Raw genomic sequence first — 16,402 nt, 5'->3', positions numbered from 1 at the left:
GGGATCTATTCGGGTTCCGCGACAGTCACGGCTGGGATCGGTGCCGAGCGCACGATCTTTTCCGCGACACTCCCGAGCAGGATTCGATCGGCGCCACGCCTCCCCGTCGTTCCCATCCCCACGGCGTGGACGTCGTTCGATTCAATGCAGTCAAGGATTTCCTCGACAGGCGTTCCGTGTTCGATATAGCGGACGGTACTCGTAACACCGCGCGTTTCGGCCTCCGAAACGACGGTTTCGACGGCATCGGTCGCGGCCTCTTCACTTTCTTTTCCGGACGTCGATCGGACATCGGGCCCGAATGCCGTATCGTCCACGACAGAGAGGACGTGTACGGTTGCATCGAGTGACGCAGCAAGGGAGAGAGTATGTTCGGCAGCGTGTGTCGCCGCAGGACTCCCATCTGTCGGGATGAGGATGTTCTCGTAGGGGAATTCGAGAGTCTCATCGGGCCGCATACGGACTGTGAGAACGGGGACCGAGGAGAGCCGGACGACCTTCTCGGAGACGCTGCCGATGAGGTACCGAGAGATGCCCTCGCGGCCGTGAGTCGGCATCACGACCAGATCCTGGCCGTACCGTTCCGCGTACTCGACGATCGTCGGGGCCGGGTTGCCCTGGACGACATCGGTATCGTACGAGACTCCGAGCGTTTCTAGCGTTTTTACGGCCTCCTCGACGATGTCCTCGCCCTCTCGTTCGAGGACGTCGACAGTTTCACCGTCGACGACGGTGACGCTGTCCCGCGTCGTGTCGGCAACGTAGAGAACCTGAATAGTAGCGTCGGCCCAGTGGGCGATCTCACCAGCGTGATGGAGCACCTCGGCAGCGCCCTCGCTCCCGTCGAACGGAAGGAGAATGCTGTCGTACATGACTCGATAGAGACGGGTACGTTCGCCCACCCCTAATGACTTCGCCAACCTCCCGAAGTAGCGGCCGCTGCCTGTAGCAGAGCGCATCGACAATTGCGCGGCTTCCGCCCCCGTGTAGTGAAAGAGTTGGTCTCGGATACTGTGATACCGCCGGTCAATCGGTTTCGCCTTCACCGACCGGAGACTCCTCGTCTGTTTCGACGGTGGTGACGGTCACGCGAGCTTTCTGGATGCGGGTGTCTTCCACCTGTTCGACCCGCAGCGTCACGTTCTCGTAGTCGAACTCCTCGCCCTGCTCGACGAGGCGGCCAGCGCGGTTGAAGATGAAGCCCGCGATGGTTTCGAATTCCTCGCCTTCGGGGAGGTCGATGTCGAGTTTCTCGTTGACCTCGTGGATGTTGACTTCGCCGCGGACCACCACCTCCGTGTCGTCGACGAACTCGATCGGGTGCTCCTCGTCGCTCACCAGTATCTCGCCGACGATCTCCTCGACGATGTCCTCTATCGTGATGAGGCCCTCGGTGGCACCGAACTCGTCGACGACGATGACCATGTGGAGCCGGTTCTCGCGCATCTCCAACAGGAGTTCGTCTACGTTCTTGGACTCGGGGATGTGGAGCGTCGGGCTGATCACGTCCGCTACCTTCCGATCGGGGGCGTCGGTGTTGGCGTTACGGTCGAGGTCGCGAATGTCGAAGACGCCGATCACGTTGTCCAGCGACCCCTCGTAGACCGGCATTCGAGCGTGTCCCGACTCCATACACTCCTCGATAGCCTCCTCGACGGTCGCATCGTGGGAGATGGCCTCGACGTCGAGGCGCGGGGTCATCACTTCCTTGGCGACGGTGTTTTTGAATCGCAGGGTGCGCTGGATCATCTCGCGTTCCTCCTCGTCGAGGATGCCCTCGCGCTCGCCCGTCTTGACCATGTTCCGGATCTCCTCGCGGCTGACGTACGAGGATTCGAGCGACGAGTTGCCGGGGGTAGCTTTGTTGACGAGCCTCGTCAGATAGTAGAACAGGGTGATGAGCGGCCACAGCACTTTTCCGACGAGCGTCAGCGGGCGTGCGACGGTCCGTGCCCACGAGTCGGTGTTGTCGACGGCGTAGGACTTCGGTGCGCTCTCGCCGAACAGCAGGACCATCGACGTGATACCGAACGACGAGACGAGGACTGCCGTGCCCGCGTCGAGGTAGAAGCCGACGATGGTCGTCGATATGGACGACATCGTGATGTTGACGAGGTTGTTCCCCACGAGGATCGTCACGAGCAAGCGATGCGGATCCTCTTTGAGCCTCTTGATCGCCTGCGCACCGCGTTTGCCCTCCTCGACCATCGCATCGATCTGGTGGGCTGACAGGGAGAACATCGCGATCTCCGACGAGGAAAAGAACCCCGACCCCATGAGGAGCATCACAATCAGGAGAATACCGAGTACCGTGACTGCCGTTTGATCCAGCTCGATACCGACGACTGGTACAGCGGCCAGTGTGATACCGGCCTCAGATGCCGCTGTGAGTACTGATGACCCCATCAATATCGTCTTTTACGAGAGCACAGAATTAATCCTTATGTAATAGAAAATTAAAGTGTGGGTTTGTGTGGGCCGATACGCCGCTTGGAGTCCGAAATAGGGGAGAATCTCAGCAGCGAATGGAGACCAAACACCTCGGCGATTCCGAGTGGAATCGGGATAGCTCCCGGTCAATGCCGAAGGGGGCCCGATCCCCGGCGGTGCCCCAATGGGAGGCATCGCGTCAGGGATTGCGGGAACTGCGAGGTCGATGACGGTGTGGACGAAACCGGCCACGAGAGTCTGTCGAGCAGGGCGACGACGGTACAGCGTTCGCTCGGCGGTCGTCGTCGCTAGCACGAGACAGCGAACGGATCGAGTGCGCGGGACCGGATTTGAACCGGCGGATCCCTACGGAACAGCGTCCTAAGCGCTGCGCCTTTTCCTGGCTTGGCTACCCGCGCGCACCTGTCGCTATCCCCGTCGCCTTCAAGAAGGTGTCGCTCACGGATCGTCAGCGGCGGTCCCCGTAGGGGGCACGGGTTCGGTCCCGCCGTTGCCGATTCGAACTGCACGCGGCGGGTCAGTCGGCGCCGACGTTCTCGGTGCTCTCGATGCAGGGCGGGTCCGGTTCGATGTTCGCGTACTCGACCATGCGCTGTCCCAGCGTCCGGACGCGGTCTCGGTCCCCCTCTTCGCGTAGCGAGTCGCCGTCGAACTTCGTCCGTGCTCGCGGCAGGGCGACCTGATGGGGGACGACCCACGCGTTGAGCGAGCGACAGACCGACCGGAGGTGATCGAGCGACGCGATGGGGAAGGACCCGCCGGCCACGCAGAGGAGGCCGACGGTCTTGTCCTCGAACTCGTCGAACCCGCAGTAATCGAGGGCGGTCTTTAGCACCGACGAGTACGACCCGTGGTAGACGGGCGTCCCGAGGACGACCGAGTCGGCCCGTCGGATCCGCTCGCGGAGTTCGGCCGCGTCGCCGGCGTCCTCCGCGTCGGCGTCGAACAGCGGCAGATCGAACTCCCGGAGGTCGATCAGGTCGACGCTCGCGCCCGCTTGCTCGGCGGCGTCGAGGGCGATCCGGAGCGCTTTGCGCGTGTAACTCTCTTCGCGGAGGCTGCCGCTGACGGCGGCGACGTGAGGCTGGTCGGGCATATCTGCCCGTCCGGGCGGGGGAGGGAAAACCGCCGTGGTCCCGCCCAACGCCCCGTTCGACCACCTATCGGTCGAGCCGGCTGCCGGACCACCGGACAAGAAACTTATCCATTTCGGGACACTGTATCGAGTATATGAGTAGACGGGCCGACGCTTCGGAGACGGCGTTCTGGGGAGAGGTCGACGACACCGAGGCCCGCGCACGCTACCGGTCGCTCGTGAACGCGGTCGACGACGGGATCTATCACCTGGACGCCGACGGGCGCGTCGTGGCCGTCAACGACAGTTTCGTCGAACTAACGGGCCGCGCCCGTGAGAACTTCCTCGGTGACACCGTCGCCGCGCTGTTCGAGGACAGCGAGTCGATCGAGCGCGAGGTCGACCGGCTCACGACGGGGAAAGGTGACGGGAGCGCTCGCCTCGAAGCGGCCATCAGTACCGCCGCGGACGGCCCGATCGCCTGTGAGGTCCGGATGGACGCAGTCGAACCCGACGGCGCGCTCGAGGGGGTCGTCGGTACCGTCCGCGCGATCCGCGGCCGGGGGAACGACGAAGGTGGAGATACCGCCCACGAGGACACCGACCACGAGGGGACAGAGGTGATGCCCGACGATTCCGAAGGGGCGAGAGGGGGGCCCGGCGAGCAGGAGGCCGACGACCGGGCGGAACGCGAGCGGAAACTCGAACGGATCGAGCGGCGCTTCGAGGCGATGTTCGAGGACCCGAACGTCCTCGTCGGGCTGCTGGAACCGGACGGGACGGTCGTGGACATCAACGAGACGGCGATGGACTACGTCGACGCCGAATTCACGGACGTCCGCGGTATCCCGTTCTGGGAGACCCCGTGGTGGGGCAACGGTGACGACGTGCAGGCCGACGTGAAGGAATGGACCGCGCGCGCCGCGGCCGGCGAGTACGTCGACTTCCAGGCCGACCTCACTCGGCCGGACGGGGAGCGCTACGCCCTCGAAGGCTACTTCCGGCCGGTCACCGACGAGGAGGGGAACGTCGTCTCGATCATCGTCTCCGACCGCGACGTCACCGAACGAACCGAGCGCGAGCGTCAACTCAGGGAGTCCGAACGGCGCTACCGGACGCTCGCCGAGTACTTCCCCAACGGCCTCGTGACGCTGTTCGACCGCGACCTGGTGTACACGCTGGCCGCCGGGCAGGGCTTCGATCGCATCCCGCTCCAGCCGGGGGACGTCGAGGGGAAACAGTTCAGCGAGGTGTGGGACGAGTCGACCGCCGAGGCCCTCGAACCGCTGTTCCAGGGCGCCCTCGACGGCGAGGAGCGGTCGGTCGAACTCGAATACGCGAGTCGCGACTGGATAATCCACGCCGTCCCGATCACCGACGAGCGGGGCGAGGTCTTCGCGGGGATGACGATGGCGCTGGACATCACCGAGCGCAAGCAGCGCGAACAGTACCTGCGCGACGCGAAGTCCCAGATCGAGGCGGCCGCCGAGGCCGGAGCGGTCGGGACCTGGGAGTGGCACATTCCCGAGGACCGGTTCGTCGCCGACGCCTCCCTCGCGCGGAAGTTCGGTATCGACCCCGAGGAAGCGCGCGAGGGGGTCTCGCTCGGCCGGCTCGTCGACTCGATCTACGAGGCCGACCGCGAGCGCGTCCAGCAGGAGATAGAGGCGGCTGTCGAGGCCTGCAGCGAGTACGAGACGGAGTACCGGGTCTGGAACGCCGAAGGCGAACTCCGTTGGGTCGTCGCGCGCGGCCACGTCGAGTGCGACGAGGATGGGGAGCCGGTTCTGTTCCCCGGCGCTCTGACCGACATCACCGAGCGCAAGGAGCAACAGCGGGAGATAAAGCGGTCCGAACGGCGCTACCGGACGCTCGTCGAGAACTTCCCTAACGGCTCCGTCGGCCTGTTCAACGACGACCTTGAGTACACGGTCGTCGGCGGGCAGCTCCTCGATCGGCTCGACCTCTCGCCGGACGACCGGATCGGTCGGAGCATCCACGACATCCACCCCGACGAGTTGCTGGAGGACATCGAACCGTACTTCCTGGCAGCGCTCGACGGCGAACGCAACTCCTTCGAGATCGAGTACGGCGGCCGATATCTCTACGCCCACGCGCTCCCGGTCAGGAACGCCGACGACGAGGTGTTCGCGGGGATGCTCGTCGTCCAGGACGTCACCGAGCGCCGGGAGGCACAGCGCGAACTCCGCGAGAGCGAAGCGAAGTTCCGGATGATCGCCGAGAACCTCGAGGAGATCGTCTGGATGGCCACGGAGGACGGCGGTGAGTTCGTCTACATCAACCCCGCGTTCGAGGAAGTGTGGGGGATCGACCGGGAGGAGCTGTACGACGAGCCCACGTCTTTCCTCGACGCGATCCATCCCGCCGACCGCGAACGCGTCCGCGAGGCGTTCGCGGCGCTTCCCGAGCGAGAGTTCGACGAGGAGTACCGGATCCGTCGAGCGGACGGCGAGGTGCGGTGGGTCCGCTCCCGGGGTGCCAGCGTGCACGACGAGGACAGCGGGATGGCCCGCGTCGTCGGAATCGGCGAGGACGTGACCGAGCGCGTCGAGCGCGAGCGCGAACTCGAACGGAGCGAGCGACGCTACCGGACGGTCGTCGAGAACTTCCCCAACGGCGCCGTGGCCCTCGTCGACAGCGACCTGCGGTACGTGACGATCGGGGGTAACCCGCTCGCCGAGCGGGAGCTGACAGCCGACGACCTGGAGGGGCGTTCGATCCGGGAGGTCCTCGCGCCGGAACTGGTCGACCGGCTCGAACCGCTCTACCGGTCGGCGCTCGACGGCGAACCGGCCACGCTGGAGTACAGCCACGAGAGCGGCGACCGACACAGTCGGTTCCGGACGTTCCCCGTCCGCGACGAAGACGGCGAAATATTCGGCGCGATGGGGATGTCACAGGACATCACCGAACAGGTCGAACGAGAGCGGCGACTGGAGGAGTCCGAGCGGCGATACCGGACGCTCGCCGAGAACTTCCCCAACGGCGCCGTGGCAGTGTACGACGAGGATCTGCGGTTCACGCTCACACAGGGTGCCGAACTCGGCGACGTGCTCCCACCGCGGGAGGACCTGGAGGGGCAGACCATCCCCGAGGTGTTCCCCCCTGAGATCGCCGAGAACCTCCAACCGCTGTTGCGGGCCGCCGTCGAGGACGGCGAATCCGGCAGCCGCCAGTTCGAGTTCGGGGGTCGCCACTGGCGGACGCGGGCGACGCCGCTGCGCGACGCCAACGGTGAGATATTCGCCGGGCTGAGCTTCTCGCAGGACATCACCGAACAGGTCGAACGCGAGGCGGAACTCGAACGAGCGCTCGACCTGCTGGAACGGACCGAGCGCATCGCCGACGTCGGAGGGTGGGAGATCGATCCCCGGACCGAAGCCGTGTTCTGGAGCGACCACCTCTTCGACCTCCTGGAAGTCGACGCCGAGGAGGAACCGCCGCTGGACGAGGCGCTCGACATGTACCACGAGGACGACAGACCGATCGTGGAGGACGCCATCGAAGCGGCGCTAGCGACGGGGAGCGCGTTCGACGTCGAGGTGCGCCTCCGGACGGCGGGCAGCGGCGAGGTCCGCTGGCTCCGGCTGCAAGGGCTCCCGGAGACGACCGACGGCGACATCGTGACGCTCCGTGGGGCGGCCCAGGACGTGACCGAGCGCGTCGAGCGCGAGGCCGAACTCGAGGACCTGATCGAGCGGCTGGAGGAGTCCAACGAGCGGCTGGAACAGTTCGCCTACGCGGCCTCCCACGACTTGCAGGAGCCGCTGCGGATGGTCTCGAGCTACCTCCAGCTGATCGAGCGTCGGTACGAAGACGAACTCGACGCCGACGGCCGCGAGTTCATCTCCTACGCCGTCGACGGCGCCGACCGGATGCGCGAGATGATCGACGGGCTGCTCCAGTACTCTCGCGTCGACACGCGCGGCGACCCGTTCGAGCCGGTCGACCTCGACGCCGTCTTCGCGGACGTCCGCGACGACCTGCAGGTCCGCATCGAGGAGACCGAGGCCGAGGTCACGGCCGAGGACCTCCCGCAGGTCGAGGGCGACGGCGGGCAGTTGCGGCAGGTGTTCCAGAACCTGCTGGACAACGCCATCGAGTACAGCGGCGAGGACTCGCCGCGCGTCCACGTCTCGGCCGAGCGAGCCGGCGACTGGTGGGAGATCTCGGTGAGCGACGAAGGGATCGGTATCGAGCCGGAGGACACCGACCGCGTCTTCGAGGTGTTCCAGAGCCTCCACAGCCGCGCAGACCACGGCGGGACGGGCATCGGGCTCGCGCTCTGTGAGCGCATCATCGAGCGCCACGGAGGCGACATCCGGGTCAGCTCGGAACCGGGTAGGGGATCGACGTTTACATTCACGTTGCCCCCCGTAGGAGAGCACAGTGCCCGACCCTGACAACTCCAGTACCCCCGCGGACATCCTCCTCGTCGAGGACAACCCCGGCGACGTCCGCCTGACACAGGAGGCGTTCAAAGAAGGGCAGATCCACAACACGCTCCACGTCGTGACCGACGGGGTCGAGGCCACGGACTTTCTCTACCGGCGCGGCGACCACGCGGACGCGCCCCGTCCCGACGTCGTCCTCCTCGATCTGAACCTCCCCCGGAAGAACGGCGACGAGGTGCTCGACGAGATCCGCGACGACCCCGAACTGGAGCGTCTCCCCGTCATCGTCCTGACCAGTTCGAAGGCCGAAGAGGACGTCGTCCAGTCGTACGAACTGCAGGCCAACGCCTACCTCACGAAACCGGTCGACCCGACCGAGTTCATCGAAACCGTCCAGTCGATCCAGGAGTTCTGGCTCGAAGTCGTCCGGCTCCCGCCCTGCGACGAGGAGTAACCCCTACCCGGGCCCGAGGGCCGCGATGTCTGCGCCGACCGTCGCGAGTGCGTCGGCCGGGTTCGGGTCGCTGTCGGCCAAGTGCGTGTATCGATGCTCGGGGATACTCGACAGCGCCGCTGCCACGGCCTCGCTGTACGTCTCGACGCCCGGCTCTGTCGGGGCCTCGCCGCCCCAGACGTCGCGGATGACCGTCATCGAGTCGATGCGCACTTCCAGCCTGCGGGGCTCGTATCGAGCCAGCAGTTCCGAGAGGCCGAGCTGGAGAGCGACGTACTCGGCGGTGTTGTTCCCCGCCCGGGAGCCGACAGGCCGGCCGAGACGGACGAGTTCGTCCCCTGCGGCGTCCACGATGACGGCGCCCGCACCCGCGGGGCCGGGGTTGCCACGCGAACTGCCGTCGACGTAGAGGACGAAGGCGTCGCCCGTCGGCTCGGCGACCGGCGGCCGAGCGAGTCCCGACTCCAGCAGGCCTTCGAGCGCGTCGCGCAGTTCTCCCGAGGTGGTTTCTGGCTCGAAGAGGCCGCCGTAGCCGGGGACGGCGTCGTCGATGGCGTCCGTGGCGGCGGCCATCTCGTAGCCGACGCCCGCCAGCACCTCGTCCACGAGCGCGGCGAGCGGCGTGAGGTGTTCGGCCGGGAGCCGGTCGTCAGTCACGCCGCTTCACCTTCTGGTCCCCGGCCCGTCCACCCTCGTCTCTGGGCACTCTCGCTGGCTGGTCGCGCCGCTGCATACCTGCATTCGGATGTCGAGCGGGATAATCCCTTCAGGTGGGCGCGGCGGTCGACCGGTTCGACTACTGGAGTCGGGCGACCGTCCGGCCGTCCCGTTCCTCGATCCGGACGAGGCCGTCGTCGGCTAGGTCCGAGAGCAGCCCTCGCAGCCACTCGCGGCCGTACTCGCCCTCCGGCGCGTAGTCGACGCGGATCCGCGGCCCGAGTTCGTCGAGGCCCAACTCGTCGTGTTCACCGAGCGTGCGCACGACCCGCCCGCGGAACTGCCGTCGGCTCCCCTCGAAGGCGGGCTGGGTCGGTACGTCCGGCGCGGTGAAATCGCCGGTGTCGTAGGCGTGACACCACTCGCGCCACGGGCAGGCCTGGGCGTCGCACTTCGGCGTCTTCTCGCAGGCCACCCCGCCCAGTTCCATGATCGCGTTGTTCCAGACGCGCGAGTCGCCCGCCGGCATCACCTCGGCGGCCATCCGCTCGAAGGTGTCGTCGTCGTCCGGCACGTCGAACGCGCGGTAGAGGACGCGCTTGACGTTCGTGTCGACGACGGCGTCGCCGTTGTTGAACGCGAAGCTCGCGACGGCGTTGGCGGTGTAGGGGCCGACGCCCATCAGCTCCGCGAGTTCGTCGGGTTCGCGGGGGAACTCGCCGCCGTACTCGGACTCGATCTGGCCGGCCGCCTCGTGGAGGTACTTCGCGCGGTTGTTGTAGCCGAGGCTGTGGTCGCTCCAGAACCCCACCACGTCGGCGCGGTCCGCGGCGGCCAGGTCCGCGGTCGTCGGCCACCGCTCCAGGAACGCCTCCCAGGCGGCGACGACGCGAGAGAGCTGGGTCTGCTGGCTCATCACCTCGGAGACGAGGATCTCGTAGGGGTCGTCGGTCCGTCGCCACGGGAACTCGCGGTGGTCGTCCTCGTACCACTCGACCAGCGCCTCCCGGACCGCGTCGACGTCCTCGGGGAGATAGTCGCCGTCGCCCGCCGGCTCGTCGGCCTCGCTCATCGGAAGGTGGTATCGACCCGATCCGCTTGTGGCTGGCGATCGGTCCCCGCGGCGAGTCGGCCGGACTCACAGCAGCGCCGGGACGACGGCCGCGACCGCGCCGGCGACGAACTGGAGGATGCCCGCGACGGCGTCGACGATCGTCTCCCAGACCGAGAAGTCGGTGAGGATCTGCAGGAAGGTGTCGAGGCCGAAGAAGAAAAAGAGGGCGGCGCCGGCGATGTGGGCCTTCACGGCGTCGAAGCGGCCCGAGAAGGTGCTGAAGAAGTACGCGTTGGCGATGCTAACGGGGATGATCGCGAGCATCTCGCCGACCCAGATGCCCGGGTGGGCGCCGTACTCGACGGCGAGACCGATGGTGACCAGCTGGGTCTTGTCACCGAACTCACCGGCGGCCATCAGCGCGAAGATCGGCAGGAAGTTTCCGAAGCGGTTCGGGACGTCGACCCCGAGGACCGACACGTCGAGGTCGCCGCCGCCGATGCCGGCGAACCCGCCGTCGGTTTTCGCAGCGGCCTCGTCGACGGAGGGGGCGCTCTCGGCGGACGGCCCGCTGCCCTCCGGCAACGACCTGAGGAGCAACACGCCGAACAGGAGGAAGAGTCCGCCGGCGATGACGTCGAGGTAGACCGGCGGGAGCGCGCCCTTCAGCGCCTGTCCGAACCAGATCTCCAGGGTCGTCCAGCCGGCGAACGCCAGGCCCGCCGCGCTGACGACGGTCAGCGGCTCGAACCGCGTCGACAGCCCCGCGATGATGAACTGGACCTTCTCGCCGGGTAACACGGCGAGTTGGGTGACCATCGCGACGGCCACCACTGCCAGGAACCCGGTCACTGCCGATCCCCCCGCGCGGTCGGGCGGATCGACTCGGCGCTGGCGGCGCGTTCGTCGATCAGTACACAGCCGTACATGGTTGCGATTTAGACACGTCTAATCTATAAATCTGGCGGAGCAAATACAGGTTCCGAGGCGATGCGGCTAGTCGACGTGACTCTCCGTATCTCCGGGAGAAACGGCGGCCAGTCAGTCGTCGCGCCGGTCGAGGTCGCCGCGGTCCAGCGGCGTCGCGTCCGTCCAGTAGCGCTCGAAGGCGTCCTCGGCCCAGTCGACGACGACGGGGTCGTCGGTGTCGATCGACGCGCGCAACACGCCGCTGTCGTCGCGCACGAGCAGGTGGATCCTGTCGTCGACGAGCGTCCCGGCGAGGGGGATGCCGTCTGCCCGGACCCGAACCGACGCGGCGTCAGCGTCCAGTAGCGTCTCCAGTCGGCGTCTGAGCGTCGACTCGCTCGCCAGTGCGTCGATGGCGCTCCGGGAGAAGACGCCCTGGAACGCCACGTCGCCGTCCTCGGCGCGGTCGGCCGTCAGCGAGAGCGTCTGCTCGTTGAACGCGTGGGAGAACGCGCGGATGCGCTCGGCCTCGCGTTCGAGGTCGATCAGCCGCTGGAGCGGTGCGTTGGGCCGCGTCTCCGTCGGGACGGTGATCGTCGCGTCCGCGAGGCGGGCGAGGTCGAAGCCCATCGCGTCGGTCGGGAGGTCCGCCACGATGTCCCGGAGCTGGCGCTCCGTTTCGAGGACGTCGAGCAGGTCGGAGAACGCGTCGGCGACGAGCCGTCCCGTCGCGGTCGCCTCGTACTCGCCGTCGATCCGTCTGACCCACGAGCGGTCCTCGAAGTCGCCGAGGATCCGGCCGAGCGTCGCCTGCGACGCCCCGGTCTCGGCGGCGAGGTCCGAGCGGCTCCGCGACCCCGCCGCGAGCGACTGCAACACCTCGACTCGGTTTGGCGAGAGCGCGAGGAACTCAACGTCTTCGAGCGCCGCGTCCATACCCGACCTGACGGGCGTCGGGCTAAACCGTTTTCGGGCCGGAACGGCACTCGCTCCGCGGCCGCCCACCCCGGTCGCTCGCCCCGAGCGACGCCCGTTTCGACGCGCGCCAGTTGCACGGCGCACCGCGGTTTCACGGGGTGAAAACGAGTCGGGGGCCGCGGTCGTTTCCCGTCGCTCAAAATTTTCTAAACGACTCTATAAGGCTCCGTATCCTACGATATTCCAAGATGACTGCTCTCTACGTTCGCGCGATCTCGACGCGCTCGCTCGCACCGTCGGAGGTGGCGCCGTGATCAGCCGCAAGACGATCCTCGCGTTCCTCGCGACCAGCGTGTTCTTCGGCGGCACGTTCGTCGCCGCGAAGGCCGGGCTCGACCACTTCCCGCCGCTTTTGTTCGTGGCGCTGCGGTTCGACGTGGCGGCGGTCGCCCTGATCGCCTTCGTCGCCGTCACGCGACGCCGCGAGGAGCTGATCCCGCGGACCCGCGGCGACGTCGGCGGCATCGTCGCCACCGGGCTGTTCGCCATCGGGCTGACCAACGCGCTGCTGTTCGTCGGCCAGCAGTACGTCACCAGCGGCGTCGCCTCGATCATCGCCAGCCTCAACCCGATCCTGACGCCCGTCTTCGCGGCCTTCCTGCTGGCCGACGAACGTCTCTCGTCGCGCGGCGCCCTCGGAATGGCGCTGGGCCTGCTCGGCGTCGGCCTCGTCGCGAACCCCGACCCCGCGGCGCTTTTGTCCGGCGGCGTGTTCGGCGAGGCCGTCATGCTCGCGAGCGCCGTCTGCGGCGCGCTCGGGTCGGTCCTCATCCGCCGCGCCGACGCCGACCTCTCCAGCACGGTGCGGACCGCGTGGGGGCTCCCGCTGGCCGCGCTCGTCACTCACGGGCTGAGCCTCGGCGCCGGCGAGTCCGTCGCCGCCGTCTCGTGGAACGCCGAGGCGCTGCTCGCCCTCGGCTACGTGGCGTTTTTCGCCGGAGCGCTCGCCTACATCGCCTACTTCGGCCTCATCGACGACGTGGGTCCCATCCGCGCGAACCTGGCGTTCTACGTCGTGCCGGTCGTCGCGACTCTCGGCGGCTGGGCGCTGCTGGGCGAGACCATCTCGCCGCTCGCCGTCGCCGGCTTCCTCGTCGTCTTCGCCGGGTTCGCTATCATCGGGAGCGCGTCCATCGACGGCCCGTGGTTCCGCGGCACTCTCCCCGGCCGACTCGCCGCGTCGGACGGCCTCCTGCCGTTCGACGACTCCTACAAGACCGACAGCGGACCGTCGACCGACGACGGCCCCGCCGCGGCCGGCGACGGCGATTCGCGGTTCCGCTCCGACTCGGCCGGCTGTCCCGCCGACGACTGAGCGGACAGCGCTCTCGACACACGAGCGCTCCTGCGCTCACTCCCCCTCGAACTCGGGCTCGCGACTCGCCGTGAACGCCCGGACGCCTTCCTCGTGGTCGCCGGTCGACGCGGAGACGATCTGCGCGGCGGCCTCGTTCTCGATGGCCTCGTCGAGCGAACTCGTGAGTCCCTGCTCGACGAGCCGTTTGGACTGTTTCAGCGCGACGGTCGGCCCCGAGGCGATGCGCTCGACCGTCCCCGAGACACGGGCATCGAACTCCTCGTCCGGGTAGACGTCGTTGAACAGCCCGACCTCCGCCGCGCGCTCGGCCTCGATGAGTTCGCCGGTGAACAGCAGTTCCTTCGCGACGTTCTCGCCGACCATCCGGGGGAGCAGATGCGACGCCCCGGAGTCGACGTTCAGGCCGACCTGCCGGAAGCCGAAGCTGATCGACGCCGACTCGCTCGCGAGGAGGACGTCGCAGGCGATCGCCAGTGCTCCGCCGGCGCCGTAGGCCGGTCCGTGGATCTTCGCGACTGTCGGCAGGTCGCAGGTCGCGACTGCGCGGACGGCGCCGGCGGTCTCCTCGACGATCCGCTGGACGCGCTCGTGGGCCGGGTCGTCGCCGTTCAGTCCTTCGACCATCGCGTCGATGTCGCCGCCCGCGCAGAACGTCGAGCCGTTGCCCGCGAGGACGACGCAGCGGGCGTCGTCCGGGATCTCGTCCATCGCCGCGATGAGGTCGGTCGCGACGCCGCTGGTCAGCGCGTTGCGCATCTCCGGGTAGTCGAGCGTCACCGTCGCGACCCCGTTGGTCACGTCGAGCGTCACGTGTTCCATGCACACACGGATGGCCGCCTCTGGGTTAATGGTGCGTGTGGCCGGGGCCGTAGCGGCCACTGGCCCCACACTCGTTTGGAGGTGTTTTGAGGGGCCGGACCTGCAAGCACCGTGTATGCGACTCCACTGGCACCGGCGCGACCTCCGGGCCGCCGACAACCGGGGACTGGCCGCCGCGGCGGGCGCGCTCGCGGACGTTCCCGCCGACGGCCAGGTCGTCCCGGTGTTCGTCTTCGATCGGGACGTGCTCGCCCACGCCGGGCCGCCCCGCGTCGCGTTCATGCTGGACGCCCTCGACTCCCTCCGGACGTGGTACCGCGAGCGCGGGAGCGACCTCGTGATCCGCCACGGCGACCCCCGCGAAGCCCTGCCCGCGCTGGCAGCGGAGTACGACGCCGACGGCGTCACGTGGGGCGCGGAAGTTTCGGGACTCGGACGCGAGCGCGACGCGGCCGTCAGACAGGCGCTGGACGACGCAGACGTGGCCCGCCGGAGCGTCGAAGACGCGCTGCTGCACGAGCCCGGCTCGATCCGGACGAACCAGGGCGAGGTCTACTCCGTGTTCACCTACTTCTGGAAGAAGTGGCGCGACCGCGAGAAACTCCCGCCCGCTCCCACGCCCGAGGCCGACGATCTCGCCGACATCTCCAACAGTGAACCGCTCCCGACGCTCTCGGACCTCGGATTCTCAGACCCCGAAGCCGACGTGCCGTCCGCGAGCACCGAGGCGGCCCGCGACCTCCTGAGTGCGTTCTGCAAGGACGAGATCTACGAGTACGACGACCGTCGGGATTACCCCGCCGACGAGTGCACGTCGCGGCTCTCCGCCCATCTGAGGTTCGGTACCATCGGGATCCGGGAGGTGTACGACGCGGTCACCGAGGCCAAGAGCGCCTCTGCGGGCGTCGACTACGACTCCGTCGAGGAGTTCGAGTCCCAACTCGCCTGGCGGGAGTTCTACGCACACGTCCTCTGGAACGAACCGAGCGTCGTCGCGCGGAACTACAAGGAGTACGAGCGCCCCATTGAGTGGAACCACGACCCCGAGGCGCTACAGGCGTGGAAGGACGGCGAGACGGGGTACCCCATCGTCGACGCGGGGATGCGCCAGTTACGGCGAGAGGCCTACATGCACAACCGCGTGCGGATGATCGTCGCCTCGTTCCTGACGAAGGATCTGTTGATCGACTGGCGCGAGGGCTACGAGTGGTTCCGCGAGAAACTCGTCGACCACGACACCGCCAACGACAACGGCGGCTGGCAGTGGGCCGCGTCGACGGGCACGGACGCCCAGCCGTACTTCCGCATCTTCAATCCGATGACGCAGGGCGAACGCTACGATCCCGACGCCGAGTACATCCGCGAGTACGTCCCCGAACTCCGTGACGTCCCCGCCGACGCCATCCACGAGTGGCACGAACTCGACCAGGGACGCCGGGAGCTGCTCGCACCCGACTACCCCGCGCCCATCGTGGATCATAGCCGGCGCCGCGAGCAGGCCATCGAGATGTTCGAGCGGGCCCGCGGCGACGGGTAACCGCGGTCCGATCCGTCGGCGTCTTCCGAGCCGATACGACGAGCGACTGAGGGATCGCCTCGACCCCCGGTGCGATCGAGTTCGGCGGCGTTCGCCGCTCGGACAGCCGTCCGCGAACGTGCGTCTGTGACGCAGTCGCATCCAGTTCCTCAAACTTTAACAGGTATCCAGTCGACCTCCGGATCGGAGGGATATCTTATGCCAGAGCAATCCAATCCCGAGCTGCCACCGCTCCCGTACGACTACGACGCCCTCGAGCCGCACATCAGCGAGCAGGTGCTGACGTGGCATCACGACACGCACCATCAGGGCTACGTCAACGGCCTCGCCTCCGCCGAGGAGACGCTCGCCGACGCACGCGAGTCGGGCGATTACTCCTCGACCGCGGGCGCACTGGGTAACGTCACCCACAACGGCTGTGGCCACTACCTGCACACGCTGTTCTGGGACAACATGTCGCCGAACGGCGGCGGCGAGCCCGAGGGTGACCTCGCCGACCGCATCGAGGAGGACTTCGGCTCTTACGAAGGCTGGAAGGGCGAGTTCGAAGCCGCCGCGTCCGCTGCCGGTGGCTGGGCACTGCTGGTCTACGATCCGGTCGCCAAGCAACTGCGCAACGTCGCGGTCGACAAGCACGACCAGGGCGCGCTGTGGGGCGCACACCCCATCCTCGCGCTGGACGTCTGGGAACACTCCTACTACTACGACTACGGCCCCGACCGCGGCAGCTTCATC

The 16,402-nt window shown here is 67.5% G+C and carries 13 protein-coding genes and 1 tRNA gene; 5 read left to right on the top strand and 9 right to left on the bottom strand.

Going from position 1 to position 16,402, the window contains the following annotated elements:
* Positions 1 to 5: 5 nt before the first annotated feature.
* The 4 genes from AB2U09_RS01630 to AB2U09_RS01615 form a co-directional block, all read right to left on the bottom strand.
* On the bottom strand, positions 6 to 872 hold the full coding sequence (locus AB2U09_RS01630; RefSeq protein WP_459190947.1) for a universal stress protein: 867 nt from the start codon (positions 870 to 872) through the stop codon (positions 6 to 8).
* A 154-nt stretch (positions 873 to 1,026) separates the two neighbouring features.
* On the bottom strand, positions 1,027 to 2,406 hold the full coding sequence (locus AB2U09_RS01625; RefSeq protein ID WP_459190946.1) for a hemolysin family protein: 1,380 nt from the start codon (positions 2,404 to 2,406) through the stop codon (positions 1,027 to 1,029).
* 359 nt (positions 2,407 to 2,765) lie between these two features.
* A tRNA-Leu gene (locus tag AB2U09_RS01620) sits at positions 2,766 to 2,849 on the bottom strand.
* 119 nt (positions 2,850 to 2,968) lie between these two features.
* Positions 2,969 to 3,547, bottom strand: a complete 579-nt coding sequence (locus AB2U09_RS01615; protein ID WP_459190945.1) for an NADPH-dependent FMN reductase — start codon at positions 3,545 to 3,547, stop codon at positions 2,969 to 2,971.
* 134 nt (positions 3,548 to 3,681) lie between these two features.
* On the opposite strand from AB2U09_RS01615, the gene AB2U09_RS01610 reads away from it, so the two are divergent.
* Positions 3,682 to 7,950, top strand: a complete 4,269-nt coding sequence (locus tag AB2U09_RS01610; protein WP_459190944.1) for a PAS domain-containing protein — start codon at positions 3,682 to 3,684, stop codon at positions 7,948 to 7,950.
* Entirely contained in the window at positions 7,937 to 8,395 is a 459-nt protein-coding gene (locus AB2U09_RS01605; RefSeq protein ID WP_459190943.1) for a response regulator, read from the top strand. Before AB2U09_RS01610 ends, AB2U09_RS01605 begins: the two co-directional genes overlap by 14 nt.
* A gap of 3 nt (positions 8,396 to 8,398) precedes the next feature.
* On the opposite strand, the gene AB2U09_RS01600 is transcribed toward AB2U09_RS01605, so the two are convergent.
* The 4 genes from AB2U09_RS01600 to AB2U09_RS01585 form a co-directional block, all read right to left on the bottom strand.
* On the bottom strand, positions 8,399 to 9,052 hold the full coding sequence (locus AB2U09_RS01600) for a ribonuclease HI family protein (RefSeq protein ID WP_459190942.1): 654 nt from the start codon (positions 9,050 to 9,052) through the stop codon (positions 8,399 to 8,401).
* A gap of 139 nt (positions 9,053 to 9,191) precedes the next feature.
* Complete coding sequence (locus AB2U09_RS01595; RefSeq protein ID WP_459190941.1) at positions 9,192 to 10,124, bottom strand: HhH-GPD family protein; 933 nt, start codon at positions 10,122 to 10,124, stop codon at positions 9,192 to 9,194.
* Positions 10,125 to 10,190: 66 nt separating this feature from the next.
* Positions 10,191 to 10,958 carry a TMEM165/GDT1 family protein gene (locus AB2U09_RS01590; RefSeq protein WP_459190940.1) on the bottom strand — a complete coding sequence of 256 codons (768 nt, stop codon included), beginning with the start codon at positions 10,956 to 10,958 and terminating at the stop codon, positions 10,191 to 10,193.
* A 189-nt stretch (positions 10,959 to 11,147) separates the two neighbouring features.
* Entirely contained in the window at positions 11,148 to 11,951 is an 804-nt protein-coding gene (locus AB2U09_RS01585; RefSeq protein WP_459190939.1) for a helix-turn-helix transcriptional regulator, read from the bottom strand.
* 292 nt (positions 11,952 to 12,243) lie between these two features.
* Between AB2U09_RS01585 and AB2U09_RS01580 the strand changes: the two genes are divergently transcribed.
* On the top strand, positions 12,244 to 13,308 hold the full coding sequence (locus AB2U09_RS01580) for a DMT family transporter (RefSeq protein ID WP_459190938.1): 1,065 nt from the start codon (positions 12,244 to 12,246) through the stop codon (positions 13,306 to 13,308).
* A gap of 36 nt (positions 13,309 to 13,344) precedes the next feature.
* Here AB2U09_RS01580 and AB2U09_RS01575 read toward each other — a convergent pair whose 3' ends face one another.
* Positions 13,345 to 14,130, bottom strand: a complete 786-nt coding sequence (locus AB2U09_RS01575) for an enoyl-CoA hydratase/isomerase family protein (protein ID WP_459190937.1) — start codon at positions 14,128 to 14,130, stop codon at positions 13,345 to 13,347.
* A 115-nt stretch (positions 14,131 to 14,245) separates the two neighbouring features.
* Between AB2U09_RS01575 and AB2U09_RS01570 the strand changes: the two genes are divergently transcribed.
* On the top strand, positions 14,246 to 15,667 hold the full coding sequence (locus AB2U09_RS01570; RefSeq protein ID WP_459190936.1) for a cryptochrome/photolyase family protein: 1,422 nt from the start codon (positions 14,246 to 14,248) through the stop codon (positions 15,665 to 15,667).
* A gap of 198 nt (positions 15,668 to 15,865) precedes the next feature.
* On the top strand, positions 15,866 to 16,402 hold a 537-nt coding region (sod, locus tag AB2U09_RS01565; protein ID WP_459190935.1), incomplete at its 3' end, for a superoxide dismutase [Mn].

Source organism: Halosimplex yunnanense (genome assembly GCF_054504345.1).
Note: the sequence above shows the minus strand (reverse complement) of the source record. Positions and strands in the feature narration are given on the sequence as shown.

What these genes read in the sequence shown, in the direction of transcription:
- AB2U09_RS01595 (WP_459190941.1), bottom strand. Translation starts at nt 10,124, where the DNA reads ATGAGCGAGGCCGACGAGCCGGCGGGCGACGGCGACTATCTCCCCGAG.
- AB2U09_RS01585 (WP_459190939.1), bottom strand. Translation starts at nt 11,951, where the DNA reads ATGGACGCGGCGCTCGAAGACGTTGAGTTCCTCGCGCTCTCGCCAAAC.
- AB2U09_RS01625 (WP_459190946.1), bottom strand. Translation starts at nt 2,406, where the DNA reads ATGGGGTCATCAGTACTCACAGCGGCATCTGAGGCCGGTATCACACTG.
- AB2U09_RS01575 (WP_459190937.1), bottom strand. Translation starts at nt 14,130, where the DNA reads ATGGAACACGTGACGCTCGACGTGACCAACGGGGTCGCGACGGTGACG.
- AB2U09_RS01615 (WP_459190945.1), bottom strand. Translation starts at nt 3,547, where the DNA reads ATGCCCGACCAGCCTCACGTCGCCGCCGTCAGCGGCAGCCTCCGCGAA.
- AB2U09_RS01570 (WP_459190936.1), top strand. Translation starts at nt 14,246, where the DNA reads ATGCGACTCCACTGGCACCGGCGCGACCTCCGGGCCGCCGACAACCGG.
- AB2U09_RS01630 (WP_459190947.1), bottom strand. Translation starts at nt 872, where the DNA reads ATGTACGACAGCATTCTCCTTCCGTTCGACGGGAGCGAGGGCGCTGCC.
- AB2U09_RS01610 (WP_459190944.1), top strand. Translation starts at nt 3,682, where the DNA reads ATGAGTAGACGGGCCGACGCTTCGGAGACGGCGTTCTGGGGAGAGGTC.